Annotated in this window: 14 protein-coding genes; 4 read left to right on the top strand and 10 right to left on the bottom strand. The window is 53.0% G+C overall.

The window, feature by feature from the left end; translation table 11 throughout:
- Positions 1-8 precede the first annotated feature (8 nt).
- Positions 9-563, bottom strand: a complete 555-nt coding sequence (gene ssuE / locus MKZ24_RS02160) for an NADPH-dependent FMN reductase (RefSeq protein ID WP_039307619.1) — start codon at positions 561-563, stop codon at positions 9-11.
- A 406-nt stretch (positions 564-969) separates the two neighbouring features.
- Between ssuE and serS the strand changes: the two genes are divergently transcribed.
- Both serS and MKZ24_RS02170 read left to right on the top strand, forming a co-directional pair.
- Positions 970-2247 carry a serine--tRNA ligase gene (gene serS / locus MKZ24_RS02165; protein ID WP_340781160.1) on the top strand — a complete coding sequence of 426 codons (1278 nt, stop codon included), beginning with the start codon at positions 970-972 and terminating at the stop codon, positions 2245-2247.
- A 309-nt stretch (positions 2248-2556) separates the two neighbouring features.
- Positions 2557-7650: an S-layer homology domain-containing protein gene (locus tag MKZ24_RS02170; RefSeq protein ID WP_340781161.1), complete on the top strand. Its 5094-nt coding sequence runs from the start codon at positions 2557-2559 to the stop codon at positions 7648-7650.
- Positions 7651-7734: 84 nt separating this feature from the next.
- On the opposite strand, the gene MKZ24_RS02175 is transcribed toward MKZ24_RS02170, so the two are convergent.
- Together MKZ24_RS02175 and MKZ24_RS02180 are read right to left on the bottom strand one after the other, a co-directional pair.
- Positions 7735-8886 carry a DUF4179 domain-containing protein gene (locus tag MKZ24_RS02175; protein ID WP_340781162.1) on the bottom strand — a complete coding sequence of 384 codons (1152 nt, stop codon included), beginning with the start codon at positions 8884-8886 and terminating at the stop codon, positions 7735-7737.
- The gene (locus tag MKZ24_RS02180) at positions 8873-9475 is read right to left on the bottom strand and encodes an RNA polymerase sigma factor (protein WP_442950498.1); all 603 of its coding nucleotides are present in this window, start codon (positions 9473-9475) and stop codon (positions 8873-8875) included. The genes MKZ24_RS02175 and MKZ24_RS02180 overlap by 14 nt, the downstream gene beginning before the upstream one ends.
- 227 nt (positions 9476-9702) lie before the next feature.
- On the opposite strand from MKZ24_RS02180, the gene MKZ24_RS02185 reads away from it, so the two are divergent.
- Positions 9703-10611, top strand: coding sequence for an ArsR/SmtB family transcription factor (locus MKZ24_RS02185; RefSeq protein ID WP_042232138.1), 909 nt, complete (start codon positions 9703-9705; stop codon positions 10609-10611).
- A gap of 5 nt (positions 10612-10616) precedes the next feature.
- Entirely contained in the window at positions 10617-11888 is a 1272-nt protein-coding gene (locus MKZ24_RS02190) for an MFS transporter (protein ID WP_340781164.1), read from the top strand.
- 443 nt (positions 11889-12331) lie between these two features.
- Here the strand turns inward: MKZ24_RS02190 and MKZ24_RS02195 are convergent, their stop codons facing one another.
- The 7 genes from MKZ24_RS02195 to MKZ24_RS02225 form a co-directional block, all read right to left on the bottom strand.
- A complete protein-coding gene (locus MKZ24_RS02195; RefSeq protein WP_042232134.1) occupies positions 12332-12970 on the bottom strand; it encodes a histidine phosphatase family protein in 639 nt (212 codons plus the stop codon).
- 68 nt (positions 12971-13038) lie between these two features.
- On the bottom strand, positions 13039-13842 hold the full coding sequence (locus MKZ24_RS02200; protein WP_340781165.1) for an aminoglycoside N(3)-acetyltransferase: 804 nt from the start codon (positions 13840-13842) through the stop codon (positions 13039-13041).
- A gap of 84 nt (positions 13843-13926) precedes the next feature.
- The gene (locus MKZ24_RS02205) at positions 13927-15510 is read right to left on the bottom strand and encodes a response regulator (RefSeq protein WP_042232130.1); all 1584 of its coding nucleotides are present in this window, start codon (positions 15508-15510) and stop codon (positions 13927-13929) included.
- Positions 15511-15512: 2 nt separating this feature from the next.
- Positions 15513-17405 carry a cache domain-containing sensor histidine kinase gene (locus MKZ24_RS02210; RefSeq protein WP_340781167.1) on the bottom strand — a complete coding sequence of 631 codons (1893 nt, stop codon included), beginning with the start codon at positions 17403-17405 and terminating at the stop codon, positions 15513-15515.
- A gap of 99 nt (positions 17406-17504) precedes the next feature.
- On the bottom strand, positions 17505-19205 hold the full coding sequence (locus MKZ24_RS02215; RefSeq protein WP_042232126.1) for an extracellular solute-binding protein: 1701 nt from the start codon (positions 19203-19205) through the stop codon (positions 17505-17507).
- 100 nt (positions 19206-19305) lie between these two features.
- Positions 19306-20196 (bottom strand): carbohydrate ABC transporter permease, encoded by an 891-nt coding sequence (locus tag MKZ24_RS02220; RefSeq protein ID WP_039309712.1) that lies wholly within the window; start codon positions 20194-20196, stop codon positions 19306-19308.
- Between the two features lie 18 nt (positions 20197-20214).
- Positions 20215-21204, bottom strand: coding sequence for an ABC transporter permease (locus MKZ24_RS02225; RefSeq protein WP_340781169.1), 990 nt, complete (start codon positions 21202-21204; stop codon positions 20215-20217).
- Positions 21205-21662 lie beyond the last annotated feature (458 nt).

The following is a 21662-nucleotide window of genomic DNA, read 5'->3' on the forward strand; positions in this document are numbered from 1 at the left end:
ATAGCCGCCTAGAGCTCCGCTTTACGCGCTGCCTTATGCGCTGTCTCATCCGCCAGCTCTTCCAGTACGCTGTTCAGCCGCAGCTTCAGCTCCTCGGCCAGTTCAACGACACCCTGGTCGTTGCGCACAGCCTGCGAGTCTACCGCATAGACTCCGCCAAGAATATGCCGGGCGCCCAGCACAGACAGCACCGGCTTCAGTGCATAGTCGATCGCGAGCAGATGGGCGAGGCTGCCGCCCATGAAGAGCGGCAGCACGATTTTGCCGGCCAGCCCTTTTTGCGGAACCAGGTCCAGGAAGGTCTTCAGCACTCCCGTATAAGAAGCTTTGTACACTGGACTGACGACGATTACCGCATCCGCTTCGGCCACCAGTCCATTCGCTTTGACGATGGCTTCGCTCTCAAACCTGGTGTGAATCAGATCCTCCGCCGGAAGCTCCGCTACATTAATCCGTTCCACTTCAAACCCGCGTTCCCGCAGATCCCCCTCCGCGTATTCGATCACCGCATTGATTCGGGAGACCAGGGATGGCGTTCCGTTAATTACCACAATTTTGGCCACTTCCGCACCTCTTCCGTCCGCTTTTATAAGATATGCCGGGCTGTTGTGCCGGACACAAATACTTTAAATTATTAATAATCCTAGCAGAGTACGAGGAATATTGTCAAACCTCCTTTGCACTTGCAACCCGGCCCTTCTCTGGTTATAATAAACGGCAAACCTATATCCCGACCAGGCCAATGACCGGCATCCAACCGCGAGGCGTCTGCGACCGGAGCAGCTTCCTGTTCCCTAAGTTTACCGGGTTTCGCCCGTTACCGCGAAGACCAAAGAGGGCCTTATTCCGCGCTTTACAGCTGTTTTACCGGAATGGGGTCAACCTGGGTGGCACCGCGAGCTGACGCTCCTCGTCCCATGGATGAGGGCGTTTTTTGCATTTTTTTAACACAAAAGGAGCGATAGCGGCATGCTGGACATGAACTGGATCAGGGAGAATGAGGACATTGTACGGAAGACGGCAGATTGGAAAAGACTAGCGTTCCCGCTTACGGAGCTGCTGGAATGGGATGACCGGCGGCGGGTTGCCCGCCGGGAAACCGAGCAGCGCCGGGCGGACCGGAACGCGCTGACCAAAGAGGTTGAGCGCCTGCTGCGCCAGGGCGACGCTGCAGGCGGAGAACAAGCCAAGGAGCAGGTGCGGGCAATCAACGCCCAGCTGACGGAGCTGGAGGCGGAGCTGGCCCTTGCAGAGCGCCGCTGCGGCGAGCTGCTGCTGCTCGCGCCGAACCCCATATCGGCGGATACGCCGATCGGGCCGGATGACAGCGCGAATGTGGAGCTGCGGCGGCATGGCGCGCCGCCGGTGTTCGGCTTCAGCGCGCGGGACCATGTCGAGCTCGGAGAGCTGCACGGCATCCTCGACATTCCGCGTGGTGTCAAAGCCGGCGGACCCCGCAGCTATGTGCTGAAGGGGGCCGGACTGCTCCTGCATCTGGCCGTACAGCGGCTGGCGCTGGATGTGCTGATGCAGCGCGGCTTCACCGTGATGGATGTGCCGGTAATCGTCCGGCCGGAAGCATTGGAGCGGACCGGGTTCTTCCCGGGCGGCATGGATCAGACCTATGAGCTGACGGGAGAAAAGCGCTGGCTCGCCGGCACCTCAGAGGTGTCGCTGGTCTCGCTGTACAGCGATGAGACCCTTGAGCTTGAACAGCCGCTGCGGCTGGCCGGAATGTCGGCCTGCTTCCGCCGCGAGGTAGGCTCGGCAGGCCGCGATGTTCGCGGGCTGTACCGTGTGCACCAGTTCTCGAAGATCGAACAGGTGGTGATGTGCCGGAACGATCCCGGAGAGTCGGAGCAGATGCTGCAGGAGATTCTCGGCAATGCCGAGCATATTCTCCAGCTGCTGGAGCTGCCTTATCGGGTAGTGGCCGTGTGCAGCGGCGACATGGCGATGAAGACACATAAGCAATATGACATTGAGACCTGGATGCCCAGCAGGGAAGCCTTCGGCGAGACCCACTCGGCCTCGAATCTGCTCGACTTCCAGGCCCGCCGCTCAGGTATCCGCTACCGCGATGAAGAAGGGCGGCTGCAGTACTGCCATACCCTGAACAACACGGCAGTAGCCACGCCGCGCATTCTGATTCCATTGCTGGAGAATCACCAGCAGGAAGATGGATCGGTCTATATTCCGCAGGCACTGCGGCCTTATATGGGCGGCAAGGATACTCTACTGTTATAGAAACAAGCGGAAACGGCTTTACCGTCCTTATTAAGGACGGTATCGTTTACGGCCTCGCCGTCCTTCAATGGGCAGAGAGGCCGTTTCTATTATCTTTCATACTTTACATTGTATTAACATTAAGTTTACATAGTTTTCAGGAAATTCAGCTGTATTCCTCATATTTTTCCTTAAATATTAAAACATTTTAGGGATTTCTCCTATTAATTTATGCACTATTAACAAATTTTGACGAAAAATTGCTTTGGAAACCTATTATCTCTATTATATTTAAGTGGAAATGATATTTTTATGGGGAGGTATACTTACATGAAACTTTCTTCACAATGCAGGAGGCCGCTTAGTCTATTCCTGGCGGTTGCCTTGCTCTTAACCGGGATATTCCCGGGATTCTCATCCGGGGTCAGCACGGCTTCAGCAGAAGCAGTACCGTTTGATGTCGGCATCACCCAAGCCCCCTCAGTCACAGCATCCCCCGCCTCAAGTTCCAAAGTAGGCATAGGTTCCACCATTACCTTAAGCACTTCAGTAACAGCAAGCGTGTATTACAGCGTTTACACTAATGACAGCCCTACTGCAGAAGCAGAAAACGTATGGTATGAATCCCCTATTGTTGTCGGTTCAAACTATACCACCCTTACCATAAAAGCTTATTCTTTATTACCCGATTTGGAGAAAGGTCCAACAGCAACTTTTAAATACACTGTATCTGCTGTACTGGACAATCTGAAGATCAGCCAGATTCAAGGTGCTTCGCATACATCTCCATACCTTGACAGCCTGGTTACCAACGTCAAAGGTATTGTCACTTACATCAAGGATGCGAACAATTTCTATATCCAATCCGCAACCGCTGATATGGATAACGATATCAAAACTTCTGAAGCCATTCTTATCTACCAAAAAGGCGGTAGCAGTGCCGTTAAAGTGGGAGATGCTATTACCGTAGACGGAACTGTCAAGGAGTATGGCTTCTCCGGACAATTGACGACTACGGAAATCGCTGCCAGCAAAACTACGGTTCTCAGCAGCGGCAATCCGCTTCCGGCAGCAACCCTTCTAGGCACTGGCGGACGTGTGGTACCAACTAAGGTTATCGATGATGATAAGTTCGTCAAATTTGATCCGGACACGGATGCCATCGACTTCTACGAAAGTCTGGAAGGCATGCGTCTGGAGCTTACTAAACCAACCACTGTGGGACCTGCTGTCTATTATGCTTCCAGCAGCACGTTCGAAATCCCTGTGGTTACAGTTAACGGAACAGCCAACACGACTGAAGTCACCTCTGCCGCGGGCGGCTTGGTGCTGACTGGTGCTGACTTCAATCCGCAGCGCCTAATCCTCTCCGTGAAATCTGCACCGGTGCTCACCACAGGCCAGCAGTTCACAAGCAATATTACCGGTATTATGAACTATGATTACGGCAAATTCCTGATTTCCACGGAAACGGGTACACTGCCGGATGTCTCACCTAGCAAACTGCAAAGGGAAGTGACTTCTCTCTCATCCGGGGAAGAGCACAAGCTGAACATCGCTTCCTTTAATATTGAGAACTTCTCTAAACTTAACGATCCCAAGAAGATCGAAAATGTAGCCAAGGATATCGTAAACAATCTCAAAACGCCGGACATTATCGGCCTGACCGAAGTGCAGGATAATAACGGTACGGGTAAGGGTATTACCGAGGCTAATGAGAGCTTCGAAGCACTGATTGCTGCCATTAAAGCCATCGACGGCGGTGCATCCGCTTATGCCTACACCGACATCGCTCCGGTTAACAATCAGGACGGCGGCGTTCCGGAAGGCAATATCCGTTCAGGCTTCCTGTACAATACGAACCGCGTTGCACTGAAATCAGGCACACCCGGTTCTGCCACTGAATCCGTCACCTACAGTTCAGCCTCCGGTCTTAGTGTAAATCCCGGACGCATCGATCCGACGAACGATGCCTTCATTGACTCGCGCAAGCCGGTGGCTGCCGAGTTTACATTCGAAGGCAACGATGTGATCGTGATCGCCAACCATTTCAATTCCAAGAGCAGCGACAATTACCTCTTCGGCTCTGTTCAGCCGCCAGTCTTCACAACGGAAGTCCAGCGGGCCAAGATCGCCAAGGTCGTCAACGGTTTCGTTGAGGATGTGCTCCAAGAGAATGCGGATGCCAATATCGTCGTACTCGGCGATTTGAATGACTTCCAGTTCTCCAATACGCTGAATATTCTCAAAGGCAGCGCCCTTACGAATCTCGTAAATACCCTGCCGCTGAACGAACGGTATTCCTACGTATTCCAAGGCAATTCACAGACGCTGGATCATATCCTCGTCAACAATAGACTGTCATCGGACACTACACTCGACATCGTGCATATCAACTCGGACTTTGCCGATCCAGGAGATTATCCTCCAGGCACTGAATTCCCGGCCGATATCCGGGTCAGCGATCATGATCCGCTGCTCGCACAAATTGACTTCGGTACTACAGATTTCAATCTGCGGGTACTGCATACCAATGATACTCACGGTCATTTAGAGAATGTGGCGAAGCGCACTTCAGCTACCAGCAGCGAACGGACAGGCAACACCGTACTGCTGGATGCAGGAGACGTCTTCTCCGGAACCTTATATTTCAATCAGTTCAAGGGCCAGGCAGATATCAAGTTCATGAATAACATCGGCTATGATGTGATGACCTTCGGTAACCATGAATTCGATATGAACAAGGAACAACCGGAAGTGCTGAAGAATTTCGTAACGGCCGCCCAGTTCCCGTTTGCCAGCTCCAATATCGACTTCACCACGAATAACAGTGAGCTTGCGGATCTCTATCATGAGATGACCGGAATACTTGAAACTGATGAGGCCCAGAGTACGGCCAAGGACGGAAACATCTATCCTTCGGTCATCAAGGATGTTTACGGCGAAAAGATTGGTATCTTCGGCCTGACTACCGAGGACACGGTCGGATTATCTTCGCCAGGTGATAAAATCATTTTCAAGAATCATATAGAAAGTGCAAAGAAGACAGTTGAGGCCCTGGAGGCGCAAGGAATCAACAAGATTATCGCGGTTACCCATCTGGGTTACACCGTTGATCAGGAACTGGCCAAGGCCGTTCCGGGTATTGATATCATCGTCGGCGGACACTCGCATACGAAGGTGGATAATCCTCCAACACCAATCGTCAATGTAGGCACCGGCAAGAATGTACTGATTGTGCAGACCGGTGAGTACAGTCAGTTCCTCGGTGAGCTTGACGTCACCTTCGACAAAGACGGTGAAATCAAGACTTACAAAGGCAAATTGCTGGACGTTAACCTGTTCGGCGAGGATCCTGCAGCCAAAAACCTCCTTGCTCCATACGATGCCGAATTGGCGACTGTCCGGAGTACGGTTGTAGGCTACACCAATGTCGATCTCTATACGTACCGCATGATCAATGGCAAATCGACACGTGTTGTACGCAGTGAAGAAACACCCATCGGGAATATGATTGCCGACAGCATCGCGGAGAAAGTCACAGAACTCCTGCCGAGCTTCGTATCTCCCAGCGATCGCGCCTCCATCAAGGGTGTTGTTGCTATCCAGAACGGCGGCGGCATACGTGAGGCTATCAATGTTGGTGACATTACAATGGGCGAAGTGCTGACTACACTGCCTTTCGGTAACGGTCTTGCCGCACTTAAAGTGACAGGTGCCGAAATCATCTCCTCACTGGAGAATGCAGTCAGCGGTATCAGCTCCGACCAGGGCCGGTTCGCACACGTCTCCGGTATGAGATACACCTATGATTCGACCAAAAAGCCGGAGATTGTAGATTCATTAACCAACAAAGTAACTCAGGCTGGCGAAAGAATTGTTTCCGTTGATATCAAGCAGGCGGACGGTTCCTACTTGCCTGTTGATCCGGCAGCCTACTACATCCTGTCCACGAATTCATTCATGGCAGGAGGCGGCGACTTCTACCGTGCGCTGGCTTCAGCTAAGGCAGACGGACGGTATTATGAGCTGGGTCTACCAGACTTTGAAGTTCTGTTAGCCTATCTGAAGAGTCATAATCCGGTGACTTCCAGCATTGAAGGACGCATCACAGACCTGAAAGGTGCGGCACCGACTCCTACACCAACACCGGCACCGACTGCAGGTTCAGGTGGAGGTCCGGGAACAACGGTCCCAACTGCAACACCATCACCTAGTCCAACAGCTACTGCCACAGCAGCAGTGCCGCCGCAGGTAACAACGATTACCGCAGCTGACCTGACTGCACAGCTCGCAGCCCTGCCTGCCGGCACCAGTGAGCTGATCATCCCGCTAACGGCTTCAGCAGGCGGTGCTCAAGTTGTGCTGCCGGGCAGTGTGCTGGTTCAGCAGGCTGCTGCTAAACCAAATACAGTGCTGACTTTCACCTCTACTGGCGGAGCATCCTATTCGCTGCCGCTGAGCCTTATTAACGGAACGGCACTGGCTGCCCAGCTTGGTACCAGTGACTTTACGGTTACAGTCTCTCTGCTCCAGGCGGATACCGCCACACTCGGCAGTCTGAATAAGGCTATCGCGGCACTGGCTGGCTCCGTTACCCTAGCCGCACCGGTCATTGAATTCACGGTTACCGCTGAAGCCGGCAATACAAGTGTGCCGCTGAACAGCTTCGGCAGCACCTACGTGAAGCGGACTATTACTGCAACGGGAGCGTTGAGTTCTCAAGGGGCAACAGCCGTATCCTATGACCCGGCTACCGGCAAGCTGTCCTTCGTACCTTCGATCTTCGCCGGCATCTCAGGCGGAAATACTGAAGTGACGATCAAACGCAACAGCAACAGCTACTATACGGTTGTGAAGTCCACCAAGACCTTCGGTGATACTACAGGGCACTGGGCGCAATCATCCATTGAGCTGCTGGCGTCCAAGCTGATTATTACCGGCACCAGCAGTACCGCTTTCTCGCCATCGCTGTCTATCACGCGGGCAGAATTCGCGGCACTGATTACCCGCTCTCTCGGACTCGCATCCGCAAGCGGAGGAGCCACCTTCAGTGATGTCAGCACAGGCGCATGGTATGCTGATGCCGTACAGACAGCAGCCGCAGCAGGTCTGATTACCGGATATACGGACGGCAGCTTCAAGCCGGGCAATCCAATCAGCCGCCAGGAAATGGCTGCGGTCCTGTCCAAAGCCATCAAGTACACCGGCAAATCCCTGACTTCCGATCCGGCAGTGCTGGCTAAATTCAGTGATGCCGCAGGCATCCCGGACTGGTCCAGAGCAGCAGTAGCAGAAATAGCTGCCGCAGGCATCATTCAGGGGACACCTGACGGCGCGTTCGCTCCGGCGAAGCTGGCTACCCGTGCGGAAGCCGCTACGATGCTGGAGAAGACTTTGAAATCACTTCAATTCATTAACTGACCAGACTCAAAGTTATACAGTGAAAAGGCGGTACCCGCGGTGCATGATGCGCTGCGGGTACCGCCTTTTTCTATACAGGTATGATTACTTCGCCAGCGATGGCACCGGCGCTGATACCGGCACCTGTACCTCCACCTCAAATTCAGGGATATACTCCTTCTTCTGGTTACCCTCCGGGTCTATGGACAATATCCGGAAGGGCTTTACCGTGATATGGTCCGTCTTATTCTGGAGCGGTTCGAATAGTGCAGCAGCGATCAGCACATTGCCTCCTGTGGCATTCCAGCCAGTAGACCCGTTGATCTCCCGCAATACATGGCCCTGATCATCCACAAGATCATAGCCCAAGAAATCCTTATGATTGACAGGCTGACCTGCAGGCCGTTCAAGACGGGTGGTGATCCTCGTTGTAATCGGAGTAAGCTCAACGGTGTCCAGCGTGAAAATCATACCGGAGCTCTGGCGGTTTAACGGCTCCGCAATGATGCTGTGGTAGGTCTTCTTTTGCACCGGCAGCTTAATTACAAAAGGCTCCTGTATCCCCTGTACATCTACGGTAAGCGTAAGCTCAAAATCATCCGGGAAAGCCCGCCCCCCCTGATTCTGCAAATCCGTGAATTGGATGATCCTTGAATCCGCATCCTTCCCAAGAAGGATATACGGGCCAAACGAACCCCCGCCGCTGCTGCCAAGCGGACCATAGGTATTGATATCCTCACCGTTGACCGACAGCTTAATATCTGTCATGAGATCACTAACATCCCCCTGCCGGAACTCCAACACATCTGTTTGGCGCTCGATCCCAAGCGATACGCGAATTCCATCGTACAGCACTTCAGGTACAGTAAGCGTTAGTCCATCGTGGGTATCGCTCAGCTCCGGTACTGCCGCCAACCCCTGCTGGTCCGCATTCCGCAGCCCCAGATCCCCGGCCAGCCTGAAGATCGACTCCATCCCCGGAATCTGCTTAATGGACGCGGCCAGCGTCGGGGAGATAAATTCTGTCCCTGTGGGCAGCAGAAACAGCAGCAGTACCGCAGCTACTATGGCTGTACCTCTTCGAAGTACACTGCCTCGTCTTCTGCTTACTCCGACTGATTCTGTCCCCGTTCCCCGCTGCTGCCCGTTCTTGTACCGGTTCATTATGCGTTCCTCCAGATCTACCTGGACCGGTGTATCACGGACCATCCGTCTGATCTGCTCCAGTTCTTCTTCCTCCCTGTTAGCGTGGTTCATGAGCGATCATCCCTCCACTGTTTTGACGGCGTCCGAGTTTTTTGCGCAGCCGTTCATATTTTTTGCGGACCGCCCCGGGGTTCAAGTCCATAATCGTTCCGATTTCCTCAAAGCTATGCTCCTCCAGTGCCCTCAGCAGCAGAATTTGCCGTTCTTCCATACTCAGCTTCTCCAGCAGTTCATGAACAACCTCCGTATATCGTGAACCTTCGGCACACTCCACCTGCTGTTGGTGGCTCCTGTAGATGGAGAGCAGCCTGAAGCCCTTGTTCCTCTGTTTAATCCGGTCCAGGCAATGGTTGCGTGCAATGGTGTACAGCCAGGCGGAGAAAGAGACCTTTGCCGAGTACTGCCCCACCCGCTCCAAGGCTCTTATAAAAATCTCCTGAGCCGCATCCTCCGCCTCTTCCCGGTTACCCAGCAGGTAATAGCAGTACAGGTAGATCGGCCGCTGAAAATGTCTGATGATCCAAGTGAAGGCCTGTATATCTCCCAGCTGAACCTTCTCAACCCTTTGCTCCACGGTCAGTTCTGCCGCCTGCTCCTGCTCTGCATCTCTATTCGTCCGGCAGATTTCCGTTTCATCCACAGCTCCCCCTCCTCTCTGCCTGTATAACTGTCAAAATCCTGATTTTGTGACACGCGCTCTAAAAAATCCTGGAGGCTCGTGAAGTCAGCCCTTGCAAACACAAATATGTTCGTTTATTATAAAACAATAAGTTTGTTCTATATTCATAGAACTAAATCGAAAATAGTTATTACCTGTTCATTATACCGCTGCCGTAATATCACTTCTCCAGAAAGCAGGTACCCCCTATGGATTACAAAGTAACGGTCGATTTCGCGCCAGTCTATGAGTGCATCTCCAGCTTGAATGCTTTTATCGGGAAGCAGAATCACAATGCTATGGACGCTGGAATCTCCTGGATTCGCGAGGTGCAGACCCGGTTCGCCCCTGTAATGCTCCAGAAAATGAAAGCAGTACTGAAGCTCACCGATAACTTCAGTCTGTCTCCTTACATATGGAGCTGTCCGGAGGAAGAACGCACAGTCAAGAGGTTCCTGGACTGGTTCGAAGCTCTCTCCCCGGGTGAGCTGTATGAGATTGCCGGCCGCTTCGGGCAGACCGTCCCCTCTAACCTGGCCGAGCTGCGAGGCTCTGCCGCTGAGGTCATCAGAGCTTGGGATACAGGGTATTTCAGCAGCATTGATCCGGCCATTATGGAAGGGCTGCAGCAGGAGGCTGCGGCAAGGGCGGCGCTGCTGAACGGCACGAATGATATGGAGGTGTACGAGACGGCCACAGCAGGCATGCGGCTATACCCTTCAGAAACCCTGAAGCAGGTCATTATTACCCCGCAATATCATGCCCGGCCTCTCGTAACCTCCACACTTTTTGATGAATTTATGTTCACCAGCTATTCCTGTGATATTCTTCCTCCGGAAAAAGGCCGGCCTGCGCCGGCACTGCTGCGGCTTACCCGGGCGCTGTCGGATGAGACGCGGCTCTATATTCTCCGCCTGCTGACAGGCAGACAGCTGAATTTCACTGAGATTGTGAAGGAGGTTGGCCTGTCCAAAAGCACGATCCACTACCATCTGATCGCACTGCGGGCGGCGGGTCTGGTCATTGTTCATACTACCAGCAAAAGCACGTCCTACAGCCTGCGCCTTGAGGCTTTGAACGGCCTGCCCGGACGAATCGGGGAATATCTGGAGGGGTGAGTTCTATGCAGAAACGCAGCTATTACGGGTTATTATCCACGATTTCCTTGAGTGCCTTCGGCGATGCCTTTGGACTGCTGGCAATGGAATGGCTTGTCTATGAGCTGACTGGCTCCAAGCTGGCTATGGGTGCACTTGCCCTCAGCTCCATGATTCCGGAACAGGCACTCCGCCTGCTCGGCTCACCCTTGTCTGACCGGCTGCCCCGCGTCCGGTTCATGGCCTGCCTCGCCTCTCTGCGCTTGCTGGCCCTCCTGCTGCCGCTGGGCATGGGGCTGGCCGGCCATCTGCAGCTGTGGCATTTGTTCGCTGCCGCCAGTCTCAGCGGAGCCTGCTCCGCCTTGTTCATGCCAACCGCAATGGCCGTGATTCCCGGCATCACAAGCACTAGCAAGCTGATGCGCGCCTTTGCAATCATCGACGGCTGCAAGGGTGCCGCCGCACTCCTGGGCCCGGCTCTCGCCGGCGTGTTGACCGCAGCCAGCGGGGCCTTGCCGGCGCTCGGCATCAATGCCGTTTGTTATACGGCAGCGATAGCCACTCTACTGCTCTTGCCCCGCATGGGTAAGCCGGCAGCAGCCCCTGCCGGCAGCTTCTCGATAGCCCTCTATCTGCGGGAGGTAGCGGAAGGCTTCTCGTTCTACCGGCAGTTCCCCGCCATGCTGACGATTATGATGATGGCCGCCGTCAGCAATCTGAGCTCCATTGCCGTGTGGACCATGATGGTCCCTTATGTCCGCGAGGTGCTGCACCGGGATGCGGCGGCAGTAGGTTCACTGTCCACGGCCTCTGCGCTCGGATACTTAACCGGGCTGGGCGTGATCTCCCTGATGGGCGAGATCACGAAACGGCGCATCGTGATGCTCGGCAGCCTGGGCTTATCGGGTATCGTCACTATAGTGTGGGGGTTCATCCCCAGCTATCCCTTTGCCCTATTTGCGGTATTCGCCGCTGGACTGCTGGGACCTTTCTTCGGTTCCTTAAGCTCCTCCCTGCATGGACGGCTGGTTCCCGGCTATCTGCAGGGGCGGGTGAACTCGGTCCGGTTCCTGATTGGCGGGAGCCTGTCACCGCTCGGTGCCCTGGCAGGCGGAGCGGTCGCTGAGCTCTATGGGATGCAAGTTCTTTTGTTCGCTGCTGGAATTCTTCCGGCGTTGTATGCAGGTGTGGCGCTGCGCTTACCCGGACTGAAGGCACTGGACGGCGACCTATCCGTGATTGAACAGAGCACGCGTCCGAAGAGTGAAGTTACCCTAACGGGCAATGTGCCTGTGTAGATTGAACTCTGTTTTTTATAATCACGGGCTGGGCCGCAATCGAAACTGTGTGAAATGCTTGGACTCCCGGCGGGCGGGCACTTTAATTTCGTGTGGGCTGGAAGTAAAATGTTGCACTTTCTGCAGAATTTTAGCGCAGAAGGGGCCTTCCGAAGCGCATTGTTGCACTTTTTGCAGGATTTCTGCCGGTTTGGTGCCCGTCAGAGCTAGGTTGTTGCACTTTCTGCAAGATTTTGCAGAATAGCTGCTGACCAGAAGCAAATTGTTGTAATTTGTACAGCAATTCATCAGTCTGGACGGAGCTACGGGCAGCGCAGCGCAAGCAGCTGCGGCTTCCCCTGCGAAGCCGCAGGAAGCGGGCGGCGCAACACGTCAAACAGGCGATGCCGTCATGCACATCGCCCTGTCTCTCTTATGAATATTACGGCTTGGCTTGCCAGTGATCAGGATTCCATCCCGCCCTCACTGGTCTCATAATGGCTGGTATCGCCGTGAAGCACAATCTCGGCCACACCGTCCGTGATATCAATTCTGCACAGACAGGTAGGATAGATGTAAGGCAGATCCCAGAGCTTGTTCATCGCCCGGCCTTCGTAATATGCCATAAGCACCTTAATTACTACCGTATGCGTCACAATGAGCACTGTACCGCCTGCTTGAAGATCTACGATCTCACGCAGCTTGCCCAGCGCACGCTCCTGTACCGCTGTGAAGGTCTCGCTGCCCGCTACACTGAACTGCTCCGGGTCGCCCCAGAAGAACTGATGCTGCTCCGGATACTGAAGCTGCAGCTCTGCGGAATCACGGCCTTCCCAGACTCCCATGCCGATCTCCTTGAATTCATCGCAGGCCGTAAGCGGCAAGTCCCGCTCTCCCATGATAATCTCCGCCGTCCGCAGCGCCCGGGGACTAGAGCTCGCGTACACCGCGTCCAGCTCCACCTGCTGCATGCTCCGGCTTAGCCATTCTGCCTGCTGGACGCCCAGCGGCGTAAGCTCTGAATCCTGATGACCCTGCATCCGCTTCTGTACGTTCCATTCCGTCTGCCCGTGCCGGGTAATGTACACCGTTGTAGTAGTCATGAAGCCCTGCTCCCCTCAAGACGATAGCTCTCTTGCTCTATCCATAATCAATTACGCCTCCGCACCTCTTACGTGCGCTTGCGTTCCAGCCACTGCACCGCGTAATCTACAATCTCCCGTTGCGGAATCAGCTGTGCTGCAGATGCGGCAACCCGTCCGCTGGCAATACGTCCAGTCTCCCGGCCAAAGTCCACGCCCAGCTCCGCAAAATCATCCGAATTCCAGTTGTAATCACTAAATTCCACCCATTGTCTGACTCCGTCCACCATCACCGGCGCTGCAGCCATGACTTCCTGTTTCCCGGCATAGTCTGCCCGGTATTCCGCCAGATGCAGTGAGGTGTTATTGAGACTGTCCACACCAAGCAGCAGTACGCTTCCTCCCAGCTCATACATCCGGGCCAGCGGAGAGTACTCGCCGAAGGCATACTCCAAACTATGCCCGTCAATTATGACATCCCGGTGCTTCCCCCATGCCGCAAAAGAATCAATCGGGTGGCTGCTGCGCCGCACCCCCTGCTGCTTGCGGAAGCAGTCGGGAATAACCCCCATCCCTCTAAGAGGGGTCAAGTCCGGATCATAAGCAGGCATATGCTCCCGGATGCCCGGCCACCAGGCCTCCGGCACCGGAGGTTTGCTCCAGCCTGACGGATCGGTCAGATCCGAGGAATGCGTCGGCATAACGAGCGTTCCTTCTTCACCCAGCACCGTCTCCAGCGCCAGAATAACGGCAACCGGACCGCCGGCAACCCATTGTCCCAGAGATTTAAAGGACGAATGCAGCAGCAATGTCATCCCTTCACGCACGCCCAGCTTACGGAAGTCGGCGGCAAGTGTATCTACAGTAATCAATGCTCCTTGTACTTCTTCCATTCCGTTGCCTCCAGTATTCTGATCATCCCATGTTCATATTCATACCGTTAATCCGCTGTCCTAGCCCATAGACTCGTAAGCACGCTAAGAATCCTTATCCTCCGTCTGGCCTGAATAACGCTCCATCAGCTGCTTCGTCCGATACTCACCGGGAGAGATACCCTCCAGTTCCTTAAAGACACGCGCGAATTGCTTGCTGTTCTCAAAACCCACAGCCTCAGAGACCCCGGCCAGCTTGACGGAATTATCGGCCAGCAGCTCCTTGGCGTGGCGGATGCGGACTTTTTTGAGATACAGCACAAAGTTCTCCCCGGTGTACGCCTTGAAGGCTTCACTGAAATATGAATAATTGAGCGAGACATAATTGCTGACCATAGCCATATTCAGCGGACGGGCATAATTCGCTTCGATATACGCCAGCGCTTCTTCCATGTCCGCATGCTCGGTATGCGCAGATCTTATTCCTATAATATAATCGTTCACACTAAGGAGCAAATGCTCCAGTGCCCGGTAATAGTCGTGGAAATTGCTGAAATTATACAAGTTGCCGACCGCGCGGTACAGCTTCAGCACTTCCACCGAAGCCTCTCCATGCACACGGAACACCTCATCCAGCACCCGTTCATTTATACTCCGCCCTACATTCTCCAGGTAATCCAAATCCAGATGCAGCAAATGATCCGTCTGAAAAATAACACCAAGCAGCGTCTTGATCTCCTTCTCCCGCTCGGTTCCCAGCATATTAAGCAGCTTGCGCAGCTCCTCCTCCGGGGAAGGGAAACTCAGGCGCCCGGCGCGGATATCCTTATAGTCGACAAAGCTGGCCTGCGGGGACAAAAAAGTATACTGCAGCGCCCGGTACGCCTCCATGTAACAAGCACGGAACTGCTCCGGACTCCGGCTCTCACTGCTTATACCGATGAGCAGCCGCTTAAGCTCTTTGGCATCAGCCTTACCAGACAGCTCCAGGAAGCTCTCCACATTCCCCACAAGTACAAGCTTCCCGTCCCAATCGGTCAGAATTTCCGTAAATTTATGCTCCAGCGGTCCGATCAGCCGCTCCAGCACGCCCTGGACCTCTCCGTGATTCATCCGCGCGCCGTCCCGGTGATAATAATTGACTACGCCTACTGTAAAAGGAATCTGCAGCGTCAACAGCTCCTCCAGCTGCGCCGCCGATGCTTCAATCTCCCGCTGCATCAAAAACCCCCGCAGGCGGGCAACCCGCAGCTCACGGCGGTAGCCTTCCGCCTCCTGCTTCTGCCGCAGGCTGCTCGACTGGCGGTCCATTCCCTCCTTGCCGATCCGTTCGAGAATCTCGAACAGCTCTTCGCGGCGGATCGGCTTCAGCAGATAATCCTTCACGCGGTAGCGGATCGCGCTTTTGGCATATTCGAAATCATCATGGCCGCTTAAGATAATGACAGCAGGCGGCTCCTCCTTGCCTGCTTCCACCGACAACCGTTCCAGCAGCGTGATCCCGTCCATAATCGGCATCCGGATATCCGTAATAATGATATCCTTCCGCTCCTGCTTGTACAGCTCCAGCGCTTCCGCACCGTTGCCCGCCATCGTGATGCTGTAGACAGACGGATATTCCCGTTCGATCATCGCCTTCAGACCTTGACGGATCATTTTTTCATCATCCACGATCAGCAGATTGGTCATAGCTAGTTATCCCCCGTCAATAGAACTTTGGGCAGTGACATGAACACAGTTGTCCATTTCCCTGCTTCACTCTGCACTTCCAGCCCGTAAGCTTCACCGTAGAACAGCTGCAAACGCTGATGCACATTGCGCAGTCCGACGCCTCCCGACTTATACCCTCCGTTGCTGGTTCCCGAAGGGTCAGCCCCCGGTTCCTCCTTGGCATAAATCGCCTCATGCAGTTGGGTCAACTGCTGCTGCGTCAGCCCGAGGCCATTATCGCGCAGCGAGATGAAGATATCCCCTTCGGCCTCCGTAATATCGATCCGCACAACACGGTCCGTGAGCTCTATCCCGTCCGCATTCCAGGCATGCTTAACACTGTTCTCAACAATCGGCTGCAGCGACATTTTGAGCACCTCCACTTCCAGATAAGCGCTGTCAATATTAAGCTCCAGCCCAATGGTATGCTCGAATCTTATATTCATAACCTCTATATAGTTCTGGATATGGCGGATCTCATCCTTCAGCTTCACATATTCACCTGTCCATTTGAAATTATAGCGCATCATGCCGCCAAGCCGGGTAAGCGCATCCGAGATCGTCCGCTGATTCTCAATCTCCGCCAGCATTTTGATATTCTCCAGTGTATTGTAGAGGAAGTGGGCATCAATCTGATTATGCAGCGTCCGCAGCTCAGCTTCCTTCGACAGCGCCTGTTTATGGACAGCCTGAGCCACCAGCGTATTAATTGTGTTCATCAGCTTGGAGAAGTGATGGGCAAGCTCGCCGACCTCGCCGCCTCCGCTGACGCGGATACTTCCATATGGCTCCCCCCGTCGGACTCTCTTCATCGTTTCAGTCAGCCGGCGGAGATTCTTCAGGATGAATGCATTCAGCACGTAAGCAATGGCAGTAACCAGGAAGATAAAGCCGATATTAACCCCGATAATCAGATTACGGGTACGCGAAATATCCATCATCACACCTTTCATCGAGACCACAGTGACCAGAGAAGCATTGATCTGCTCCAGCGGCGCCTGAATTAGCATGAAGGAGTTCCCGTTCTCCTTATAATCCATCACCCATTTACCGGTCTTCCCGAACTCTGCCAGCCGGTCTTTGATTGCCGCAGTTAGCCCCTTATTATTCTCCAGAAAAGAGTGGTCTGTCCTGGTGAACAGGTTCAGCTCATCATCTGCAAGAATCATCTGGGATTCATTATCCTGCACGGAGGTATACGTCTTGGGTGTGAATTTACTCAGCAGCATATCTACCTGAACCATCCCGATGTGATTACCGGCCGGAATGCTGATCTCCCGCAGCACCGATACCTTCGGTTGTCCCTGCTCTGCTTCGCCCGAGAAGCGCTTCATCAGGTCAATATCTGAGTTCTGAAAGGACCACAGATTCCGCAATCCCTCCAGCTCCAATGCCTTCTGAAACCAGGGCTCCATGGAGACCCGGGACTCACGGAAAATAACCGGCCACATCTCATATACATTTTTACTGCTGGAATACAGGTACAAATGCTCAATATTCGGATTATTGAACTGGATCTGGCTGAGGTTCATAAAGCTGGTTGTGTTGTAATCAATCAGCTCGCCGAGTGTAGGATCACTTTCGCTGATCAGATACTCCCGGGTAATTTTATCACTATACGCCATCTGGAGCGCCCGCTCCATCGCCTCAATCTGATTGAGTACATGCAGCTTCTCCATCTGCAGCAGATAGTCGTTCTTCTCGATCGCATCCTGCATATACGTATTGTTAATGGCCTTGTACGAATAGAAGGACACCAGCAGACTGGGTCCCAGAATAATGAAGATATAAGCCACAACCAGCCGGCTTTGCAGTGATCTCCGTCCGAGCCAATAACGGAAGGAATTCCATAATGCTCCTGTTCGTTTGCGCATATTCACCTCTCCGTTAATGGCTGGAGCCTTTTAGATCCCGTTACTAGAAAATAACCCAAAAGCCCGCGGTTAGCGGGCAATTGGGTCTTATATTGAAGACTACATTCCAAGTTTTTTCTTGTTCTCTTCATATTTAGTCTGGCGGTATGCATCGAAGGTCGCTTGACCTTCCTTCTCTTTTTTAGTGAGATATTCAGACCAGATCTTATCGAATTCCGCATCGGATTCAGCCATCAGCAGCTTCGGCATGGTTTTGCCGCGCAGCTGTTTCAGCTTGGTGGCGATGATGCCTTCCGGCGAGTTACCGCTAGGATCAATCAGCTGGAATTCCGAAGTATTAATAGATTTTCCGCGGGTCCAGTCTTCCAGTTGTTTGAACGGCTCAACGGATTTTGGTGCCCACTGGTCGGTAATATTCGTATTCTGCATCATCCAGAAGGTGAACGAAGAGCCGTATTGCTTATCAAATGCTGCACGGTCCGAGTTCATCAGCTTAAGGGCTTCAGGGAGGAATTGGTCCTTGCCCTCAATTGTATCATAGCTGACCCCTTTTTCGCCCAGGAAAAGATCCTTTTGGCCTTCTTCACTGTTCAGGTAGCTGAGGAATTTAATTGCGCGTGCTTTATCCTTAACATCCTTGGAGATCAGGGTAACCGTCCAGCCGGAGATCCCAGGTCCATTCAGTGTTGGCTGATCCATTTTGGTATTGGCTGGTCCATCTACAGCAATGTAGACCATCTCAGGATTCTTCTGGAAAATAGTTCCTTGCTGGGAAGCAAAGTCTGTACGTTGATACAGCATTGCGAAGTAGCGTCCCTGTACGATCTTTTCTTCCATTTGTGCCCGTTTGTCAATGAAGATATCTTTTGCCAAGAGTCCGTCCTGGTTAGCCTGGCGGAGTGTCTTCATCCAGCGTACATATTCAGGATCGGTTTCACGGTCATATACCTTGCCGTCTTTTTCCCAAGGAATCGCCAGGAAGTTCTGAATGTAGCCTTCCAGCGAGTCATTGCCGTTCTCAGTGAACTCATGCAGACCCAGTGGAATCAGCGGCTGGCCGTTGACTTCAGGGAATTTCTCCTGTGCTGTCTTCAGCGCAGCGAGGAAGCCTTCAGGGGTACGCATATCCGGACTGCCGATGGCTTCATAAATATCCTTGCGGACTGCGAACGTCTGGTTCGATACATAGGTATCGCCATATTTTTCATAGTCGGCTGGAGAAGAGGAAGAGTTAGGATAGCCGTATACATTGCCGTCCGGCTGAGTGTACCAGCCAAGCTTATCTTTATCGGAAACTTTGTAGAAGTAAGGGTCGTATTCATCAGCCAGCTTGTTCAGCGGAAGCACCAATTCGCCTTCTACCATTTTTTTGATGGCATCTTCCCAGTAACCGAGGGTGATGAAGTCAGGCAGCTTGCCGGAAGCAATCAGCGTGTTCAGCTTCTCATTCTCATTCCCTGCAGGCACGATAAAGTTAACGTTAACGCCGGTCTTTTTCGTAACATATTGCGAAGTTGGATCTACGCCCCATTTGTTGGCAAACCAGGCAAAGTTCAGATACCAGTCGAAGGTGATTGGTGAAGTGTCGCTCATCCAGCCTGGCTCATCGCCTGTTGCTGCAGGAGCTGTCGTTTCTGTTGCATTGGTTGCCGGTGCCTCTGTAGCTTCCGTAGCCGGCTTCTCCGTTGCTGTATTTCCGTTTGCGGCATTATTATTGCTTGAACAACCCGCTGCAGAGAATGTCAGCATTAGTCCCAAGAGCAGCAGGACCATTTTCTTTGGCTTATGTTTCATGCCCATGCTTGTTTACCCCTTTTCTAGAAAATAGTAATTATAAGCTCAACCCCGCTGCCCGCAAGACAATGGGCTCCGGAGGAGTTACCCTGTGGTTCGCAGATGCTCAGCCTTTGATGGAGCCGATCATCATGCCTTTCACGAAATATCGCTGCAGGAACGGATAGACGAACACGATTGGCAGCGTTGTGACAACCATGGTTGCCAGCTTGATGGACTGGGAGGTTACCGACCTTGTGGCCGCGCTGCCCTGGACAGCAACCATCATCGTATTGGAGCTGGACTGGGCCACGACCCGGAACAGATAGGTCTGAATCGGCTGAAGGTCCACATTGTTCACATAGATGATGCCGGCAAAATAATCATTCCATTGATACACGCCGTGGAACAGCGCGATGGTGGCAATAACCGGCATGGAGACCGGAAGCACGATCCGCAGTAAGATGGACCAGTCATTGGCTCCGTCAATCCGCGCCGCTTCTTCCAGACCGTCAGGGATCTCCCGGAAGAAGGTCATGAAGATAATAAGATCGAAGAAGCTGAACATGACAGGAATGATGAAGACCATGAAGTTATCGAGTAAATGCAGATCACGCATCAGCAGGAAGGTTGGGATCAGGCCGCCGTTAAAGAACAATGTAATGGTGCCGATCAGAATGTAGAGCTTGCCGCCAACCAGATCCTTACGGGACAAGGCATAAGCTACCATCGCTGTAAAGAATACATGCAGAGCCACACCAAGGACTGTCTTGAGTACGGTAACCCCCATCGCCAGCATAATCCCCGGACTTGCAAATACTGCATCGAAGTTCTTCAGCGTGAACATCCGCGGCCACCAGTAAATCCCGCCCAGCATGGCGTCATTGCCGTCATTGAAAGCGTTGACGAGCACATACCAGATCGGATACAGCGTCAGGAAGCAGACGCAGAGCATAACCAGATTGTTTACGATATCAAAAATCGCTTCGCCTTTGGTTTTACGTTTAAGAGCAAACATATATAGGTCCTCCTTGTCCTAGAACAGCGACGTGTCGTTGATTTTTTTGGATACCTGATTGGCAATCAGCAGCAGAATCAGTGCAATGACTGCTTTGACCAGGGTGACCGCCGCAGAATAGGAGAAGCGGTTGGAGACAATACCTGTCTGATAGATATAGTAATCAATTACATTGGAAGTACTGTCGTTAAGCGAATTCCGCAGCACCAGAATCTGGTCGAAGTTCGAGTTCAGTACGCCGCTGACTGCCAGAACGAACAGGATGCTGATCGTGGCCCGGATGGCCGGCAGAGTAACAAACCACATTTTCTGGAAACGTCCTGCGCCGTCAATCGTTGCTGCTTCATACATTTCCGGAGACACACCGGCAATCGCCGCGAGGTAGATAATCGCTGACCAGCCTAGCTCCTTCCAAATGTCGGAGGTGATGATTATCGTCCAGAAGTAACTCGGTTCAGCCAGGTAAGTGATCGGCTTGTCAATCAGATTGAGGGCAAGCAGAATATTATTGATAATCCCTATATCCGCGAGCCAGGTGGCCAGAATGCCGCCAAGCACAACCCAGGAGAGAAAATGCGGCAGATAGGAGATCGTCTGAATTGTCTTCTTGAATCTGATGGAACGGACCTCATTGAGGAACAGGGCGAATATGATCGGCAGCGGGAACCCGATAAGCAGCTTGATCAAGCTGATCCCGAGCGTGTTGCGGATAACATTCGGCAGCTCCTCATCTGCGAACAATTCCCTGAAATGCTCCAGACCCACCCAAGGGGCTTCGGCAATCGACTTGACGATATTATATTCCTTGAAAGAAATAATCAAGCCGTAGATCGGGATGTAGTTGAATATGATCATCCATACTACACCAAGCAGCGCCATGGTCTGCAGATGACGCTGGGCTACAAATTTCCTCCAGAGCGTATTTTTGCGAACTGAACCGGTTTCGATTGACGCCGGAATGAGCGGCCCCATTACCGGATTTGGTTTGGTGCTTTGTTTGTTCTCCATCGTATGGACCTCCAAAATCCCCAACTTTAATGTGTGAAGCGTTTTCATCTCTATGTACTTATTGTATGCGTTTTAGTATTTGGGCGTAAGGTCCCAGATTTCGTATTTGGGGTCTCATTTTTCGGCTTGGCTCGATAACTCAACCGCCATCGGTGATGGCTGCCGGAAGCCCTGAACTTCCGGCAGCTATTCTCTCTTCCCTTTCCAAACCCCTTCCGCGCATGCATGGGTGAGTGCTACTCTGCCCGTTTGGAACAAATCCAAAGCTACTTATCCCTCGGGGGTGCTCATTCCGCCCACGTCCGGCGGATTCAGGGGCACTTCTGCCCCTCATTCCTCCATATCGCCCACTTCCGGCGGATTCAGGGGCACTTCTGCCCCTCATTCCAGCATATCGCCCACTTCTGGCGGATTCAGGGGCACTTCTGCCCCTCATTCCTCCATATCGCCCACTTCCG

Origin of the sequence: Paenibacillus sp. FSL R7-0297, assembly GCF_038009025.1 — a bacterium.
Classification (GTDB): domain Bacteria; phylum Bacillota; class Bacilli; order Paenibacillales; family Paenibacillaceae; genus Paenibacillus_AQ.